The following is a 17,532-nucleotide window of genomic DNA, read 5'->3' as shown; positions in this document are numbered from 1 at the left end:
TGGCAAGGTGAAGCGGCTTGTAATCGGTCTTGGGACCCTCGCAGTAAGCCTGGCGACAGCTGGCTGCGGGCTCGGAGCCGATCAAGATTCGGTGCGATGGGACGCGCTTCCACACACTATGGGTTGCGCATTAGACCCAGCGGATCGAGCTGCGGATCCGCCCGGATCGGCGCTTGTCCGCGAGATCACGCTGTCCCACGTCGACCCGAATCAGTTGCAGCTTGACGTCGAGTTCAACTTTCAGATTCCGCCGGAACCGGGCGTCGCTCGGAACGAGTTCGGGCCGACGGATGCCCCCGGCAGCATCCTGACCGACTACCTGATAGAGCCCCACCACGCGAACGGTGTCGTGGCGATCTCTGGCCCGCGACCAAGCATCGGACAAGGCTGGTACGCGGACGTGTCTGAGTTCGACTCGGCGAACCCCGACGTCTTGACCTCTGTCGCGACCGAGGGGCGCATTCTCACTTTGCGTCTCGACCTCAGCAACCAGCCGACGATCCTCGGCGAGGGCGAATTCAAAGCAGATATTCAGATCGTCCAGATGGTGGCAGGACGCGTTGATTCGGTGCCGAATATCTTCCCGGTTCGCGGGCAAAATTGCGGCTGGAATACGCCCGCTCGTGAGACACCTGAAGCTCCGATCCGGCAGCCCGTACCGCAGACCGTCACACCGACCCCTTTTCCCGAGATACCGCCACCTCTAGCAGGCATGGACGCAAGCGGCTTTCGCGAGCACCCCGGTGCCCGCTGTGAACCAGCGGATGAGCTAAAGCTCGCGCAGATTACCTCAGATTCGACCCTTGTCGTCTGCCTTCGGGGCTCTAATTACTACTACCGTGGAAGCCGTCTTAGCGACGGAGCCTCAATTGCCCTGACTGACGTCACCGAAGTTCCTGGGGGCTTCGACGCCGTTAATACCGTTGACGGAACGCGGTACCAAGTGCGTGGCGATGGGCTGACAATCATCACGGCAAAACAAACCTATATCGAGCCGGCTGTTGAGCTTTGGCAGCGTGATCACCCGTCGGCGCCGGTGCCCTCTGTTCAACCACAAACGCAGTACGTGATCACCCAGTCTCGGCAGGTTCGATGTGCCATTTCCCAAGAATCTGTTGCGTGCGAACGCAACTCGGCTGACGGTTTTCCGCAGGCACCTGCCAGCACCGGCGGAGCAGCGCACTGGAATCTCGCAACCGTGGACTTTAGCGGCGCATTCGCTTGGGCCGAAGGAAACATCGGCGGCGCAGATCCGAATCAAGACGTACTGCTGGCTTACGGGACCGTGGAACATTTCAACGGTTGGAACATCGAGGCGAGCGCGGACGGAACCCGTTTCACTAATGCTGCCAGCGGCCGCGGCATGTTCGTCAGTATTGAACGTGTGGACTCGTTCTGAGACCGATGTGCAGCCAGTGCGCGGCCTTCCTGCCCGAGACTATGAGCTGCCTCGCTCCCGCGGACACCCGTCCTACCTGACGTATTGCGCGAGGATGGCGAGTGACGTTTGCACGTCATGTCTCAACGATCGGTCCGGGGGGCGCGCCGGATCATTGCACCTCGGTCAGCACGTTGTCGAGCAGAGCTTCGAGCTCAGGAGGACCTAGGCGTTGCGCCTGCGAGGCCTTGTCGTTGTCGTCGAACTCGATCCCCTCGCCGATCAGCATTTCCATCGGATCTCGGGTGTCGGCCGGGTCATGCCACTGGAATTTGAAGCTGATGGACCCATCGCTGCTGAGGACACGGTAGGCGTTCGTCACCGCGGGGTCGTGTGCGATGTGATTTGCCGTCGGCTGTGCCGCCGTACCTACTAGTTCGGCAAGGTCACCGTAGGAGGTCCACGAGCCTGCCGGCAGCGCTGCAACGGCATCGTCGACCCGTGTCCAGTCGAACCCAGAGTGCGCCGTTACAACCCCCGGCACAGGGGCCGACCACAGCGCGATTGCAGCGTCGGCGAGCACCTGCGAACGCGCCTGAATCTCATCGACTCCCCACTGGGAAGCGGCGGCGAGATGCTCGTTCAGCTTAAGGTCCGAATTCTGCAGAATCTCCTGCTTGCGCTCGAACAGCTGATTCGAAAGCTTCGAGTTCCACGCCGTCAGCGTCAGATTTCCTAGCGTGTGGCCGAGCCGCTCGAAGACCTCGCGCGGCTCGTGACCGGCATCCACCAGGTGCTTCTTCCAGCCCTCACTGAGCGTCTGCGGCATGACATGTTCGATTGAGAGCTTGGCAGAGTCGAAGTCGAGATCAACCTCGGCTCGTAAATGGGATTCCAGGCGCTGTAGAACCAACCGCTGCTGGTGGGCCCGCCCATTGGAGTAGTAGTGCACGTTGGCGATCCCGTCGCGGACACGCTCGTCGTCGGGCCACCGTTTGTCCCGTGACAGCTCTCGACGCACCGCCACGTCAATCGGCTCACCCTGGGGAAGATTGTTGATCACGGCAATGAAGAGCCGGTTCAATACGTTCGTCGGTACATCGACGACGTAGCGCCTGACGATGAAGGACTCGATCGCTTCGAGGCAGGACTCAGCTTGCGCGGTGGTGGCGCGGCCGGCATCGACTTCGGCGTAAATGTGGAGCAGCAGCGGATACGTCGTGCCGGCACCCCAGCCACGCAGGAATGCCAAGTGCCTCAGCGCCTTCTTGCTAAGTCCGAGATCCGATGCCGTGGAGTTCGGATCTGCTGGTTGCAGGAACAGCGAATAGTAGGCGCCTCTTCGCGCAAGCCGCTTGACGTGTTCTTCGAGGAAATCGAGATCCGCTGCTGACGGTTCGAGGCGGCTTCGGGCTGCTCGATAAACATCGCCCTGCTTGACGAAATCGCCCGTCGACTGAAGATCGTCCCTAACCAGCCCTTCCAGGCCCTCCACTCCTAGCGCCTTTTCGAGTGGACGCCAGTGCTGCGTATAGACCGTGTTCGAGCGGGGGCCCAGCGCCATGAATAGGTAATTGCGCAACAGATCAGATTGCGTCAGCCCCACACCAGTCGCGTTGATCGACTCGAAGATCTTGTGGGGCCGCTCGCCTTCGGAAACAGTCACGAAGACGAGCGCCAACCGATCGCCGATCGTCGTCGCGAGCCGTTCCGGGACAAGCTCGCCGGCTTCGCGGAGAGTGCTGATCTTGCGATGGAAGAATCGGTAGGCGTTCACGATCGCACTGTGGCCGGACACGTCGGCCGGGTCGGTCAGCACTGTCCAGTACGGAGCAGCATCTTCGTCGCCCGGCACTAGGCGCGCCCACCTGGGCGACCCCTTCGGCTCGGTGTCGTTGATTAGGTATTTCTTGTTGAGCCGGTCGAACTGGTCAGGATCGTCAAGCGCCGCGACATTCCGCAGAGCTGCGAGCGCGACGGACAATGTAGTCAGACGCTGCTGACCGTCGACGACGCGAAACTCGCGGAAGTCATGCAGCGGGTCGGCATCCTTCTCGACCGCCACGATGCTGCCGATGAAGTGCTTCGGGACCGCGCTCCCGTCCGCAAGCGCTCGGTCTTGTTCGGCGATGTCTTGCCACAGATCTTCTTGCTGACCTGTCTTCCAGCGATAGTGCCGCTGGTACAGCGGCACCTGAAACTGGCGGTCCTGCGTCATCAGATCGCGGAAGGTCCCCTCCTTGGCACGCATCTAACGCAGGATAGTCAGGCGGCGCCGTTGGATGTTGTCGGTAGCGTTTGTGACTATGTTCTTCCCGAGAGGGCAATCTACGACGGCGTTGCCCGAAGGGGGCGGGTTTGGGATCGATTAACGACGTTATCGACGCGTTCCGTCGAGCGCCGACCAACGTCGACCGCGGCACCTTGTTTGAACAGCTCATGGTGCGCTTCTTCGAACTCGATCCGGCGCTAAACCAGCAGTACGAATCGGTCTGGCGTTGGATCGACTGGCCGGACCGTCAGGGCAAGCCCGATACCGGTATCGACCTGGTGGCACGCGAGCGCGACACAGGCAATTACACGGCCATCCAATGCAAGTTTTACGAGCCCACGCACACTCTTGCCAAGGCAGATATCGACTCGTTTTTCACCGCCTCAGGCAAGAAACCCTTCACCAACCGCGTGATCATCTCCACGACGGACAAGTGGGGAAAGAACGCTGAGGACGCCCTGGACGATCAGGCCATCCCGGTGCAGCGGATAAATCTCGCAGACATCGCCGAATCACCCATCGACTGGGACATTGCCTGGCCGCAGGACAGCCTGACCATCGAGCTGTCCCCCGCCGAACGTAAGCAACCGCGCCCACACCAGGTCGAGGCGATCGGCGCAGTGCTGGCCGGATACGCGGTCGGCAATGACCGCGGCAAGCTGATCATGGCGTGCGGCACCGGCAAGACGTTCACCGCCCTCAAGCTCGCCGAGCGCGTCGCCAGCGAAAACGGTGGCACCGCCCGCATCCTGTTCCTGGTCCCGTCTATCTCGCTATTAAGCCAGTCGCTGCGCGAGTGGACCGCCCAAACCGCACTCGACATACGCGCATTCGCCGTGTGCTCCGACACCAAAGTTGGACGGCTGCGAAACGCCGAAGACTTCAACGTCCACGACGTCCCCATCCCTGTCACCACAAGCCCCGCCAACCTCGTCGACGCCATGGCGCACCGTAAGCGCGCTAAGGGCCTCACCGTCGTGTTCTCGACCTATCAGTCGCTGCCGACTGTCGCCGACGCGCAAACGCTGGGGTTGGACGACTTCGACCTCGCGATCTGCGATGAGGCCCACCGCACCACCGGCGTCACCTTGGCCGGCGAAGACGACTCGAACTTTGTCCGCATCCACGACAACGGCTACCTGCACGCCAACCTGCGGCTGTACATGACAGCCACTCCGCGCATCTTCAGCGACGCCGTGAAAGACAAAGCCGACCAACATTCCGCCGAGCTGGTGTCGATGGACGACGAGCTGCGCTACGGCCCGGAGTTTCACCACCTGTCCTTCGGGGATGCGGTCGAACACGGACTGCTCACCGACTACAAAGTCCTCGTGCTGACCGTCGACGAATCGGTCATGGCTGCACCCCTGCAGCAGCAGCAAGCCATCTTCGGCGAGATCCCAAACCTCGACGACGCCTCCAAAATCATCGGTTGCTGGAACGGGCTCGCAAAACGCGCAGGCGCCACCGCCGACGGAACTCCCAGCTTCACCCTCGGTGAGCCTCCGATGCAGAGAGCGGTCGCCTTCGCTAAAGACATCGCCACCTCCAAGCACATTGCCGACCTCTTTCCCCGCGTCGTCACCGCTTACCAGGAATCCCTAAACAAGCAGGAAAACGAGGGGCACCCCGTCGAGGGCACCAATCGCGACCTCGCTTGCGAGGTGCACCACGTCGACGGCACTTTCAACGCGCTGGAACGCAACGCCGAACTAGCCTGGCTCAAATCGCCAGTCGCTGAAGGCGAATGTCGCATCCTCACCAACGCTCGCTGCTTATCCGAAGGCGTGGACGTGCCGGCCCTCGATGCGGTTCTGTTCCTGCACCCGCGCAACTCCATAGTCGACGTCGTGCAATCCGTCGGGCGTGTCATGCGGCTATCCCCCGGCAAGGACTACGGCTATGTCATCCTGCCCGTCGCAGTCCCCGCGGGTGTCGACCCAGCCACCGCGCTGGCTGACAATGTGCGATTCAAAGTGGTGTGGCAGGTGCTCAACGCTTTGCGCTCTCACGACGAACGATTCGACGCGATGATCAACAGCATCGCGCTCAACCAGACCGACAAGAAGACCGGCCAGGGCAACAACCGCCTTCTTGGCGGCCACATCGGTCCGACGGCGAACGGTACTGACGGCGACACCGAAGTGCCGACGAAAGCTGTGCCAGCGCAGATGGCGCTGTTCTCGCTATCGGAATGGCAGGAGGCCATCTACACACGCATCGTCGATAAAGTCGGCACACGCGTGTACTGGGACCAATGGGCTACCGACGTCGCAGACATCGCCCAAGCCCAAATCACAAGAATCAACGCCATACTCGATGACCCGAGCGCCGATAAAGCGGTCATCGAGCAGTTCGATTGGTTTCTAAAAGGGTTGCGTGACAATCTCAATGACTCCGTTACCCGCTCGGATGCAATCAGCATGCTGTCACAACATCTGATCACGAAGCCGGTGTTCGATGCGTTGTTTGCCGGCCACGACTTCGCCATCCACAACCCTGTCTCCAAGGTGATGCAGGCGATGGTCGATGCTCTCGACGGCACGGGCCTCGAATCCGAGACTGCCCGCCTCGACAAGTTCTACGACTCAGTGCGATTACGCGCCGAACAGGTTGTCAGCGCTGACGGTAAACAGCACCTGATAGCCGACCTCTACGAAAAGTTCTTCCGAACCGCATTCAAGAAGCAGTCCGATGCTCTCGGCATCGTCTATACCCCGGTGGAAGTAGTCGACTTCATCCTCCGAGCCGCCGACCACGCCAGCCGCGCCCATCTCGGAAAAGGCTTGACGGACGAAGGCGTGCACATCCTTGACGGCTTCACCGGCACAGGCACCTTCCTGACCCGATTACTGCAATCCGGGCTCATCACTCCTGGCGATCTGAAACGCAAGTACTCAGAAGAGCTTCACGCCAACGAGATCATGCTGCTCGCGTATTACATCGCCGCGGTGAACATCGAAACTACGTATCACGCTCTGACCGGCAAGACCACCGGCGCCGATGATTACGAGCCATTTCCCGGCATCGTCTTGGCCGATACCTTCCAGATCCACGAAGCCGACGACACACTCGACGCAGAGGTCTTCGCGGCGAACAACGAACGAATTGCCGCAGAGATAGCGACTCCAATTGGCGTCATCATTGGCAACCCGCCCTACAGCGTCGGACAGACCAGTGCCAACGATCTCAACGCCAACAACAGATACCCCACCCTGGACCGCCGCATTGAAGCTACCTATGCAAGGCGCTCAACGGCGCGCAGCCAACGGACGCTCTACGACTCCTACATCCGCGCTCTCCGTTGGGCTACAGACAGGATTGGCGACATCGGCGTTGTGGCCTTCGTGTCCAACGGTGGCTGGATCGACGGCAACACCGCAGACGGCATACGCCTAACCCTCGCTGAGGACTACAGCCATATCTACGTGTACAACCTGCGCGGCAATCAACGCACCGCGGGAGAACTGTCACGCAGAGAAGGCGGCAAGGTCTTCGGCGGGGGCAGCCGAAACACCGTAGCCATCCTGATAGGAGTAAAGGCCCCTGCCCACGCAGGCTCTTGCCAGATTCACTACCGCGATGTTGGCGAGTATCTCAGTCGCGAGCAGAAGCTTCGGATTGTCTCCGACAGCACTCTCGACAGTCCCGAGTGGAGGGATATTGTCCCTAGCGAGGAGGGTGACTGGATTAACCAACGCAACTCAGCGTTTGGTTCATGGCCGGCGCTCGGACGAAAGAAGGGCGACGATTCAAGTCTGCCAAGCGTATTCGCCACCTATTCCCTCGGCCTCGCAACGGGCAGAGATGCCTGGTGCTACAACTTCTCCAAGAGCAAACTCGAGACGCAAGTCAAGACGATGATCGGGACCTATGAGGATGCCCGCACGGACTTCGCCACGCTAGCCGCGGACTCCACGAAGCGAATTGAAGATGCGGTGAACATATTCCTCGATACCCACCCGCAGCATATGCGTCTGGACCGAATCAGCTGGAACCGCAACGCAAAACAAGACCTCGTTAAGAACCGTGAGTATCGCTACGTGGATTCCGCAGTTACACCTGCGATGTACAGGCCGTTCACCAAGCAGTACTGCTACTTCCACCGGGATATGAACGCAATGCTGTATCAGCTGCCCGCCTTATTCCCCACCCCAAGGCATAAGAATGTCGGGATAGTTCTTACAGGCCCTGCATCACACTTCGAGTTCACGCCATTCATCACCTCTGAGCTACCCAATCTGCATCTGCTTGACACCGCTCAGTTCTTCACCCGCTGGAGGTACCAGAAGGCTGACGAGGGAACGCTGGACTTATCCGAAAATGGTGACGTCGATGAACACGGCTACCGTCGCCTCGACAACATCACCGACCAGATACTCGTGTGGTACCGGGACGCAATCCGAGCCCCGGTCGAAAAAGATGACATCTTTTACTACGTCTACGGCATCCTGCACGACCCTGCGTACCGATCCCGCTACGCCGCTGACTTGAAGAAGATGCTTCCGCACGTGCCTACACCGAACGGTGCTGAACGTTTCAAGTTCGTTGCCGACATCGGCCGCAAGCTTGCGCAGCTTCATCTCAATTACGAACAGTCAGAGCCTTATCCGCTGGAAGTGAACCTCAAATCGGGAACCGACCCCAAAGATCGCGAAACATGGAGAGTCGCAAAGATGCGCTGGCGTTCGAAGACCGACAAATCAGCGATTCTGTACAACGGCCGCATCACCATCGCTGGTATCCCCGACACCGCGCACGAGTACATCCTCGGCTCGCGCACCGCACTTGAATGGCTTATCGATCGCTACCAAGTCAAGACTGACAAAGCGTCCGGCATCGTCAACGACCCCAACGACTGGTGTGACGAGCACAACGACCCGACCTATATCGTTAACCTCATCAAGAGGGTTACGACCGTCAGTGTGGAAACGGCCAAGCTAGTCACACTCTTGGCCGAGGCTCCTGATGAGTAAACGAATCGAGCAGTCCCTGCGCGAAAGGGAGCGGTCGACCGTCAATTTCATCCACCGCGCAGACCGAATCACCGCCGCGACCCGGTGCGGTTCTAGCGTGTCTAATCAGGACAAGAATTAGCGCATGGGCACACACTTGCGACATTGCGCGCCGCGAAGCAATGGGCACGACGCGCCTGAACATTTCAATAGAATGCGATCATCCCCTTCAAAGGAACTAGGTTTGTACGATAATACCGCCTGCCCATGCCCCCAGTCCTAAATCGCTCGCCCGTGTATTACAACGACTGCCCACAGTCGTCGTTCTCACGATGCGATTTCGACGAGTCGGGCATGAACCTTCACCGGAATCCCGGCCGTCCTGGACAAACGCTTGCTATATTTGTCCATGGATTTGACGGTGACGGCTATGGAACATGGCTAGACTTTCCCAAGTACATATTTAACGGCACTCCCGACGGCACAGCAATCGACGTCGCAATATTTAGGTACGACACGGGACATATCGCTGCACTGAAACGAAAGGTCAATCTTCCAGTCGCAGCCGAACGTCTCGCGGAGTCTATTCGAGAGCTTTCGGCAACTTATAGCTCGATCTATTTTGTCTGCCACAGTCTCGGTGGGTTATTGGCGCATGTCGCGATCGAAAACTATCTAAATCAACACACATACAACCACAAGACGTTCAGCACGATAATTGGAGGCATGTTCCTTCTCGGCAGCCCTCGCGCCGGCAATTGGATGGCTTTGCCACTATTGACCTGGTTCTACCGCGAATTCAAGTGGTTGGCCCGATTCTCAGAGAGAATCACGTCCACTGAGAAATTCTTCACTAATAACGTCGAAAGCGAAGCAGTTGCAGATCCGGGTCGTAAGCCGTTCTTGATTCCTCGATTTGTGTGCATGGGCAATGCCGATGCTGTTGCAGAAGAATTCAGCGTGACCTACGGGATGCCGGCTGATCGAATCTACTACCCAGATCTAGACCATGGGCAGTTGCCAAAACCTACTTCCGCCACCTCGCGACAAGTTACATGGCTATGTCGCGAAAAAAGGCGTATCGATCAATTGCGGGCGCAATGGTTCCGGGGCCGCGCACATGCAGCAACACACTCAGTCGAGAAATCGAAACGTCGTGCCCTGTTTTTCGCTGAATTGTGGACCGACACGAGTGGTTTCGAATATCGAACTATATACGATCAGGCTCGACATGAAGTCGCTCTCGAGCATAGTAGCGACCGGACTGAGGTGGCGATTCACGATAAAGGTCAACTTGCCGAGGATGCTGCTGGGATTGACCTGCTGATTTCTGTCCACAGTACTCAACGCGTGCTCGCGACGCCGGAGTCCGAGCACAAAATTGTATTAGAAGCGCAACGACGCCACCAGCAAGAGAACAGCCTAACTGTCGCGATGGCGCCAGTCGGCAGAGATTGTGCGCAAGCTTGCACAAAGATGGAGGCCTGGCTGGCCCCCAACCGCCCGTACCGGCGGTTCTACATTGAAGGGGCATCAGGTTCTGTTCAGCTCAAGTTGCTCATGCGAAAATGGTTGGACTCAATTCTTACTGAATCAATGAATTTCGCTAATTTTCAAGAGACCTCACTGGGCGATATTCTCCAGCCGCCGTCGCCTTACAGGCGCCTTGCCGATATCGAGGAATACAGATGAAGCTGGAATGGCTAGCCGCGGTTCTCCGGCCCCACGATATAGCCGCTCATCCAAACTTTCCAGTTCCGGAATATGATCGTCAACCACACGTAATTCTCGCGACCGCTATCCTGGGCAGGTCTACAGCTCGGTGGCCATCGACGACGGCAAAGATTGAAACCGAACCTTCGCACAAAGACTCTGAAACCCTAGGCGCCGAACTCGCGTTAAAGACGTTCGCCGACTCTACGCTACGCGCAGCGACGACGGATCTGTTCGGGTTGTTGGTGGAAGAAGATCTAGACCTCGGCGTACGCTGCGCTTTGACCTTAGTCGCCGCATCTGCCCTGGCCGAGCTCGAAGAGCGCGAATCCGTCGAGAAGATTCTGGCTCTCGGCCTAGATGCAACAGCCGCAAACGCGGATTTATCGCATAAACTGGTGCGCATCTGTTTACTGCAGCAATTAAGCCTTCGAAGGCGTGATTGGGGATCAAAGGACACGCGGCTGAGCAGTGAAGCTAACTCACTCCTTGCCGAGGTTCGACCAGAAGCCGTTCCAGCTTTCAGCGTCGGGAAAGGCAGCACAACTGACTCGGGCGACACCATCCGCAGAATTTGTGAGGCGCTTCAGTATGCGATTTGGTCAACTATTCCCAACACATTTACACCGTCTGAGCTGGGGAACGAGGACGCAATAGATTGGCGATCCATTGTGCAGCATGGGCGGTCCGAAGAAATACTGATTATTCACCGCACAGAAGCAGAGCAGTACGAACGTTTCGTGGAGTCGCAGTTTCGCCGGCTTTACAGCGACAGATCCATTAGGTTCGGAAACACTAGTTCCGACCTATTCTACGTGAATCTTCGCAATGAATTGTACGGATCGGGAGCAGTGTACGAGTCGCGGCAAAATCTAGCTGTTCTTAGACTAGTTGAAGCGGAACTAAGCGAGACTGGCACAAACTATGCTGACTGCTTAAGGCTGCTGCGTTACGGGCGGCATAGCGATCACTTGATGCTCGCACTCGACCGAGTGAGATTAGGCGGCCCGTTAGCCGCCCTTAGCGCCGATGCCCGCCAGGTCATCGCCCGAAGATTAACGCCCGGTCACGTTCGTAGCTCTGATCTTTCTGTACTTCGGGCTGCGGCCGATCTCCTATCAGAACCTGAGGCTGCCCGCGCGCTGTCTGCTGTCTTGGGTCTAATTGATGCAGGTAGCCCAACAAACGATCCGGGGAGATGGTCAGCCCACTTCGCTCGGTTGGAACGCAGCTGGCTTACTGTCGCATCGCTGGCGAATGCTGCGGGTGAAACCGACGAGACGGTACGAAAACTCTTGAGCGATGTTCGGCAGGCCAGCACGGATCTCAACGGTGAGAACTACGACCAATCAGTAGATCTCGCCTACGCCAAAGCGTTCCAGAGTATCGAGGTCGGTGATGACTGGCGCGAATCAGAAGGCGGTGCCGATTGGGCCGCGTGGATCGAAGATGCCGATCTCTGGACATACACACGAGACGTCGCCCGTCAGAAGTTGGGCGTTCAGTTCGTGGCAGAAGGTCAGACGGTTTCGAACGTCACTGGGGCTGGTGAGGTAATCGGCGACGCACTTTCTGGCCACCGCGTTCCACCAGAACAATTGAACGCGGCAGCAGATATTGTGGTCGCCGAGATCATTGATCTGCAATTGGCGAATCAGAAGGGCAGGTTCCCGGGAGGCGGCCTGGATCCGGCTCAACTCGCGGTGGATCTCATACGCCTGGGAATCACCCGTGTCTGGGCTCCGTTCCTCGCGTTCCTTCTGGACCCCAGAGTCTCGAGGAAGTACAAGACCCGCGCGATTGATCGAGTTTTGACCTCCGGTATCGAGCTCCCGGCGGAACACACGGATACCGTCGTTGAGGGCCTCGACAGCCTTCTGACCGCACGGGATGCAATGCCGGTAGAAGCAGATTCGATCCGCCCATATCCTGCTGGTGTCCGGCTGGCTGGATCATGGCAACTCGTCCAGGAACCCGAGCTTATGGGCATGTTGACGAGTCTCGCTGGCATGAACTCAACACGAGCTCGCATCGAAGCAGCAAAATGCCTATCGATGCTGGCCGCAAGGGCTGATTATTTGTGGCTGACACCACTAGCTCTTCAATCTAGCTATCAGCAAAACGCAGAAATGCAGGGCTATGCCGCGAACGCCCTGGCCCTGCTGTCAAATCCAGTTTCCGCTGGGTCTGAGCCTTGCGTTCTCCGGCTAATTGATCTGATTCATTCCGACGGAATGATAGCGCCGCTCTTAGCAATCCGGGGTCTGGCAAACGGGTCCCTTAGAGTTGACCCTCGGCTGGTGTCTGCTGTGGAGCATGTTTCGGGCGCTCATCCGTCGCGGCGAGTCAGAGACGAAGCAGGTGAACTCATTTCGCGTCTACGAGGGCCAGCGAACTCTTGAATCGCGTCAGTCGTGGACTGCAAGTGTCGAATCTGGCCGAACACTCGGGCGGTTGTCCGTGGCTGCCGCAACAACCAGCTCAAGCTGCTGCTGTGACACGGCGGCATGCCGTGCCAGGTCTTCTTTTGTAGTACCGTTCTCGGCCAATAGCGCAACCGCGGCACCAAGTAGAGACGGCGACTCCGGAGGACCGAGCGGGCCGGGTTCAGGTGTCCCCCAGCTTGATAGAGCAACATTGGCGCGCTTGTACGCAGACTCGGAGAACAATCCAAGACTGTGAGCCCTATAAACGAGAGCGCGCAGACTGATACCCCAGCGTCGTTTCGCCGCATGCAGCATGTCCCAGTTGAGGGTACGGGGAAGGTCGTCGATGACCTCATCAGCAGGTGCCAGAAACGCGGAGGCAAAGTCCTGCGCTTGGTTCTCAATCACTTTCGAGCCCGGTTCCGCATCTGGATGCAGCAGCAGGTGCCCGAGTTCGTGAGCACAATCAAATCGGCTTCGGGCTTTGTCATCCTTCATCGAAGAGAGCAGCACGACCGGACGCTCAGTCGCGGTCGTCGAAAATGCGTCCACGCGCCTGTCAAATTGGTCTCCCGGATAGCGGAGAACTAGGACTCCTCTTGCTTCGAGGAGTCGGACCACATGGGGAATCGGCCCCTCAGTGATCCCTAGCATCTGCCGGGCTTCCGCTGCGGCACGTTCGATGTCGGCTTGGGATACTTCGCCGAAGTAACCCTTCAACGACGGCAAGCTCGGCGGCGGAAGATCAACGAAGTCCTCTACGGCGGTGAGAACTTCTAACGCGAGTTCCGCGTGCGCGAGAGCCTGATCGCGACTGATGGCCGGCGTAGCACGAAGCGAGCGGAAATGCGCCGACGCAGCGGGTATCGACTGATCGCCCACACTGCGCATCAGGAACTCGCGTGGTAGCCCTAACCGAAGTGCTAGTTCGGCGGCCACGGCGGTTGTCGGCCGGTACTGCTCTCGTTCAAGCTGCGTGATAGCAGTGGGAGATATGTCGACTAATGCCGCAAGTTCAGCACGGGACATGCGAGCCATACGACGCGCGATGGATAGGCGTGCTCCGCTGAACGTCGCGACGGAGCCGCTACCCCGACGTCGGCGCGCAGCCTGAACCGCATCACTTAAATCGCTCATTCCCCTGCCGTCTTAGGCTTCGGCTTCAGGCGAATCTCCGGCTGAGGAAGCGGCCTTCGTTCGAATGTGTCTGGACCCGGCCCCGTTGGCCGAGTACGGTCGGTCCGCATACCTCCGCCGCCTGCCTGATGCCACCAAACACGTTGCACTGCGAGCCAAGGGTTGTCATGGCTTAGCGTAGGTAGACCTATCCAGCCTGCGGTGTCTGGGTTAGATGAACCGCCGGCCCAGACCAAGACGACGTCACATAGGGCTCTCGGGTCACCTTCTGGAGGGAAGACACCATCGAAAAGAGTCCCGCTGCCAATTTGATATGGGTTGTAGCGTGTCCGGTTGTTACGGGCTGCAGCCTTCCGCACGTCACTCTCGCCAGCCCACTCAAATTCTGCCCATTCGGGTTCCGCGAGAGTGACCATTGGTTTCGCCTTCATTACTCGAAGACTGACGCCGCCGGACTCAATAAGAAGAGAATCATTCGGTGCCGTGACATGCGCTCGTGGATCGAGTTTGCCGTCGCCCATATGAGACCAGCGCTCACGGAGTGCGAGTTCGCGAATGTTCTCGGCCGCCGTCACGCCCAACGAACGAGGCGTGTCACCCAGTTCACTAGGCTCGTAGCGAGCGGTGTTGGCTCGCCATACTCGTGCAACTGTGGACTCAAGCACTTCAATCACGCGGGTTTCCCGCAGCTGCTCAACAATGACATCAAGACGATTCGCAGCCGCCCGGTCCCATCGATCCATGCAATTAGTGAAGCACACATAGCCTGAATCCGCGAGAAATGAAGTACGGCATGTCGCCGAAGAGTTGCGGTTGAACCTTCGTTTCCATCCTGCTCAGGTCTGCTTGCTCCGTCCTCCGGTCCGCAGTAGGTCCGCAGCACTCCACACTGAGGCAAGCAGCACCCAACGCAACCAACGCCGCTCACATGCGACGTCGCCCGCGAGCCAACACAACCGTCTCACTCAAACTCCCAGGTCTCGTGGTTCGGGACGAAGAAGTCGCCGACACACGATCTTCCGGAGCCTCAGGGCCGCTTCCGCGACGTCACTCCCCATGCAGCCGACCTGAGAGCCGTTTGCCGTACCGCAGTAGATACCGCAGTGCCTTCGTTCGGAGTCAACACCAGCCAACGCAGCCAACACCGTATCCGCAGCTAGAGATATTTCTTCCTACTGCTACCGGAGCTAGCAAACACAGCAAACGCCCAGTTCAGAGGATTTTAAGTCCGCTGCCTCTGCCAATTGGGCTATGGGGGCGTTGCAGCTCAGAGCGTAGTCAGGCCGTTCTGCCCCGTCACGATGCGCTGAATACCGCAGCGGTGTCGATGGCCGTCTCGCTCCAGCGTCATCGAGGCGGCGGCCGGCCCCAGGATTGTCTGCACGACGTTGACGTTAGCCGCTGCGCTTATCGCCAGCGAAGGCGCCGCGAGTCACTGAGCCGTCGTCAGACCTCGCTCGCCGGCCTTGGCGAAAGCGTCGTCGATCAGAACGACCTCCACGCCTGCGCGGTCGAGAAGGGACGTCGCGATCGAGGCACGGTAGCCCGACCCGCAGTGCACCCACACCGGTCCTCCGGGCACATCGTCCAAGCGGTCCGGCAGTTCGTGGAGCGCAATGTTGGTGGCACCGGGGATGTGCTCTTTGTCGTACTCGTGGGATTGGCGCACGTCGAGGACCGCCACCGATCCAGAGGCGAGTTCTGTTGCGAGATCATCGAAGTCAACGACGGGGTAGGAAGCCAGCGGATCACCGTTGCCGAGTGTGTCAACGCTAGCGGTAGCAGCACCGGTGAGCCGATCGACACCGATGCGCACCAGTTCTCGTTTGGCCTCGGCGACCTGTTCGGGTGAGTCTCCGATCATCGTGACTGGCTCACCCCAGTCGTAGAGCCAGCCGAAGTAGCTGACGAACGATCCGGACAACTCGAAACCGTATGTGCCGGGTAGGTGACCGGCGGCGAACGCTGTCCGGCTGCGCAAGTCCACGACCCACTCGCCGGCAGCGATCCGGCGCCGCAACTCGTCCGGGTCGATGAGGGCCGGCGGCGTGAGATCGACCGGCGCGGGACCTTCGCTGTTGATGACGCCCATGTGGGCGTAGTAGGCGGGGTAGGCCGACAGCCCGGCCAACAACTCGTCGACGAAACTTTGTTCGTCCTGAGTCAGAGCCGGGTTCGTGCTGCGTTGCTCTTCGATGGTCGAGGAGTCGCCGGACGCCGGTGTGGCCGAACAGAAACTGCCGAAGCCGTGGGTCGGGTAGATCGGGGTGTCGGGGGGCAGGCGGTCGGCAAGCTTATGCACCGAGTGGTATTGGGCGTGCGAGAGTTCCTTGGTGTCGTCGGGCCCGATCAGGTCGGTACGTCCGGTCGTGCTGTAGAGCATCGAACCGCCGGTGAACACGCCGTGCACTGCGCCGGTATCGTCGCGCAGCACATAGCTGACGTGGTGGTGGGTGTGGCCGGGGGTATGGAGCACTTCCAGTTGGATCGGTCCGGCGTCGATGATGTCGCCGTCGGCGACAGCGCGTCGGGTGTAGTCGACGTCATCGCCTGCGGGTACGGCGTATTCGGCGCCAGCGGTGCGTGACAGCTCCAATCCGCCGGACACATAGTCGTTGTGGAGGTGCGTCTCCAGCACGTGGGTGATGCGAACCTTGCCCTTTTCGGCGAGGGTGAGCACGCGGTCGATGTCTCGTTGCGGATCGATGACCACGGCGACGCCGTGGTGTGCCACCAGGTAGCTGCGGTCACCCAGTCCGGAGGTTTCGATGATCGAGACGTCCATGTTCTGCTCCTTGATGTCGGGTCAGCGGATGAGGAGAGTGTCGACGAGCACGTAGGCGGTGACAGTGAAGACGAGATAGGCGAACCAGCGTTGCAGCCGGGCGGTGTCGGTTCTGGTGCCGAAGTATCCGGCCACCAGCGAGGTGGCCATCGCGGCTGCGACGAACGCGCCGGTGACCTGCCAGTCGACGCTGATTCCGTGGAGGTGAGAAGCGATGCCTGCGGCGGAGTTGGCGATGATGATCAGTAGCGATGTGCCGATGGCGGTGGACATCTCGACCCCGAGGACCACCACGAGCGCCGGGATGATGAGGAATCCGCCGCCGACGCCGAACAATCCGGTGAGCAGCCCGACCAGCAGTCCAGCACCGAGCGATCGGGGTGCGCACCGACGCCAGTTGACCTGGCCGGCATCGATCTTGCAGGCCGTGCCGGTGGCGCCCTGATCGGCGAGCATGCGGACGCCGGCAACCACCATCACGACCGCGAATCCGATCATCAGGACCGACGGGGGTAGGTGAGCGCTGATGGCGCTGCCGGCCACCGTGGCCGGTACCCCGGCGGCGGCGAAAATGCCGGCCATGCGCCACCGCACCTGCTTGGCGCGGATCTTCGGCAGCACCCCGACCGCCGAGGCCGCGGCGACGACGATCAGCGAGATGGGGATCGCCTGCTCGACATCGAACCCCATCCCATAGACCAGCGCCGGCACAGCCAAGATGGACCCGCCACCGCCGAGCAGACCCAGCAGCACGCCGATCAGCGCACCCAGGGCCAGGCCTATCGCGATCCCCACGACAGCTCCCCTATCCGTTCCATCGGCGCCGAAACATCGCGGCGAGCCCGCGGGGCGGTTCCGCGCGTTGC

Annotated in this window: 8 protein-coding genes; 4 read left to right on the top strand and 4 right to left on the bottom strand. The window is 59.5% G+C overall.

Annotated elements, in window-relative coordinates; all coding sequences use genetic code 11:
* Nucleotides 1-7: 7 nt before the first annotated feature.
* Nucleotides 8-1,399: a hypothetical protein gene (locus tag A5757_RS23210; RefSeq protein WP_197497352.1), complete on the top strand. Its 1,392-nt coding sequence runs from the start codon at nucleotides 8-10 to the stop codon at nucleotides 1,397-1,399.
* Nucleotides 1,400-1,550: 151 nt separating this feature from the next.
* Here A5757_RS23210 and A5757_RS15125 read toward each other — a convergent pair whose 3' ends face one another.
* Nucleotides 1,551-3,629 carry a DUF262 domain-containing protein gene (locus A5757_RS15125; RefSeq protein WP_066835518.1) on the bottom strand — a complete coding sequence of 693 codons (2,079 nt, stop codon included), beginning with the start codon at nucleotides 3,627-3,629 and terminating at the stop codon, nucleotides 1,551-1,553.
* Between the two features lie 107 nt (nucleotides 3,630-3,736).
* Between A5757_RS15125 and A5757_RS15120 the strand changes: the two genes are divergently transcribed.
* The 3 genes from A5757_RS15120 to A5757_RS23200 all read left to right on the top strand — a co-directional run bounded on the left by A5757_RS15120 (nucleotide 3,737) and on the right by A5757_RS23200 (nucleotide 12,720).
* On the top strand, nucleotides 3,737-8,626 hold the full coding sequence (locus A5757_RS15120; protein WP_066835508.1) for a DEAD/DEAH box helicase: 4,890 nt from the start codon (nucleotides 3,737-3,739) through the stop codon (nucleotides 8,624-8,626).
* Nucleotides 8,627-8,959: 333 nt separating this feature from the next.
* Nucleotides 8,960-10,297, top strand: a complete 1,338-nt coding sequence (locus tag A5757_RS23205) for a triacylglycerol lipase (protein ID WP_231983997.1) — start codon at nucleotides 8,960-8,962, stop codon at nucleotides 10,295-10,297.
* Nucleotides 10,294-12,720, top strand: coding sequence for a hypothetical protein (locus A5757_RS23200; RefSeq protein ID WP_156618422.1), 2,427 nt, complete (start codon nucleotides 10,294-10,296; stop codon nucleotides 12,718-12,720). The genes A5757_RS23205 and A5757_RS23200 overlap by 4 nt, the downstream gene beginning before the upstream one ends.
* Before the next feature lie 6 nt (nucleotides 12,721-12,726).
* Here the strand turns inward: A5757_RS23200 and A5757_RS15110 are convergent, their stop codons facing one another.
* The 3 genes from A5757_RS15110 to A5757_RS15100 form a co-directional block, all read right to left on the bottom strand.
* On the bottom strand, nucleotides 12,727-13,881 hold the full coding sequence (locus A5757_RS15110; protein WP_066835506.1) for an ImmA/IrrE family metallo-endopeptidase: 1,155 nt from the start codon (nucleotides 13,879-13,881) through the stop codon (nucleotides 12,727-12,729).
* Nucleotides 13,882-15,313: 1,432 nt separating this feature from the next.
* Nucleotides 15,314-16,666 (bottom strand): rhodanese-like domain-containing protein, encoded by a 1,353-nt coding sequence (locus A5757_RS15105; RefSeq protein WP_066835505.1) that lies wholly within the window; start codon nucleotides 16,664-16,666, stop codon nucleotides 15,314-15,316.
* 21 nt (nucleotides 16,667-16,687) lie between these two features.
* Nucleotides 16,688-17,461 (bottom strand): sulfite exporter TauE/SafE family protein, encoded by a 774-nt coding sequence (locus A5757_RS15100; protein WP_066835504.1) that lies wholly within the window; start codon nucleotides 17,459-17,461, stop codon nucleotides 16,688-16,690.
* Nucleotides 17,462-17,532 lie beyond the last annotated feature (71 nt).

This window comes from Mycobacterium sp. 852013-51886_SCH5428379 (genome assembly GCF_001665575.1).
Classification (GTDB): Bacteria; Actinomycetota; Actinomycetes; order Mycobacteriales; family Mycobacteriaceae; genus Mycobacterium.
Note: the sequence above shows the minus strand (reverse complement) of the source record. Positions and strands in the feature narration are given on the sequence as shown.

Coding starts and splice junctions, on each gene's coding strand:
- A5757_RS15125 (WP_066835518.1), bottom strand. CDS start 3,629: ATGCGTGCCAAGGAGGGGACCTTCCGCGATCTGATGACGCAGGACCGC.
- A5757_RS23205 (WP_231983997.1), top strand. CDS start 8,960: ATGAACCTTCACCGGAATCCCGGCCGTCCTGGACAAACGCTTGCTATA.
- A5757_RS23200 (WP_156618422.1), top strand. CDS start 10,294: ATGAAGCTGGAATGGCTAGCCGCGGTTCTCCGGCCCCACGATATAGCC.
- A5757_RS15110 (WP_066835506.1), bottom strand. CDS start 13,881: ATGAGCGATTTAAGTGATGCGGTTCAGGCTGCGCGCCGACGTCGGGGT.
- A5757_RS15105 (WP_066835505.1), bottom strand. CDS start 16,666: ATGGACGTCTCGATCATCGAAACCTCCGGACTGGGTGACCGCAGCTAC.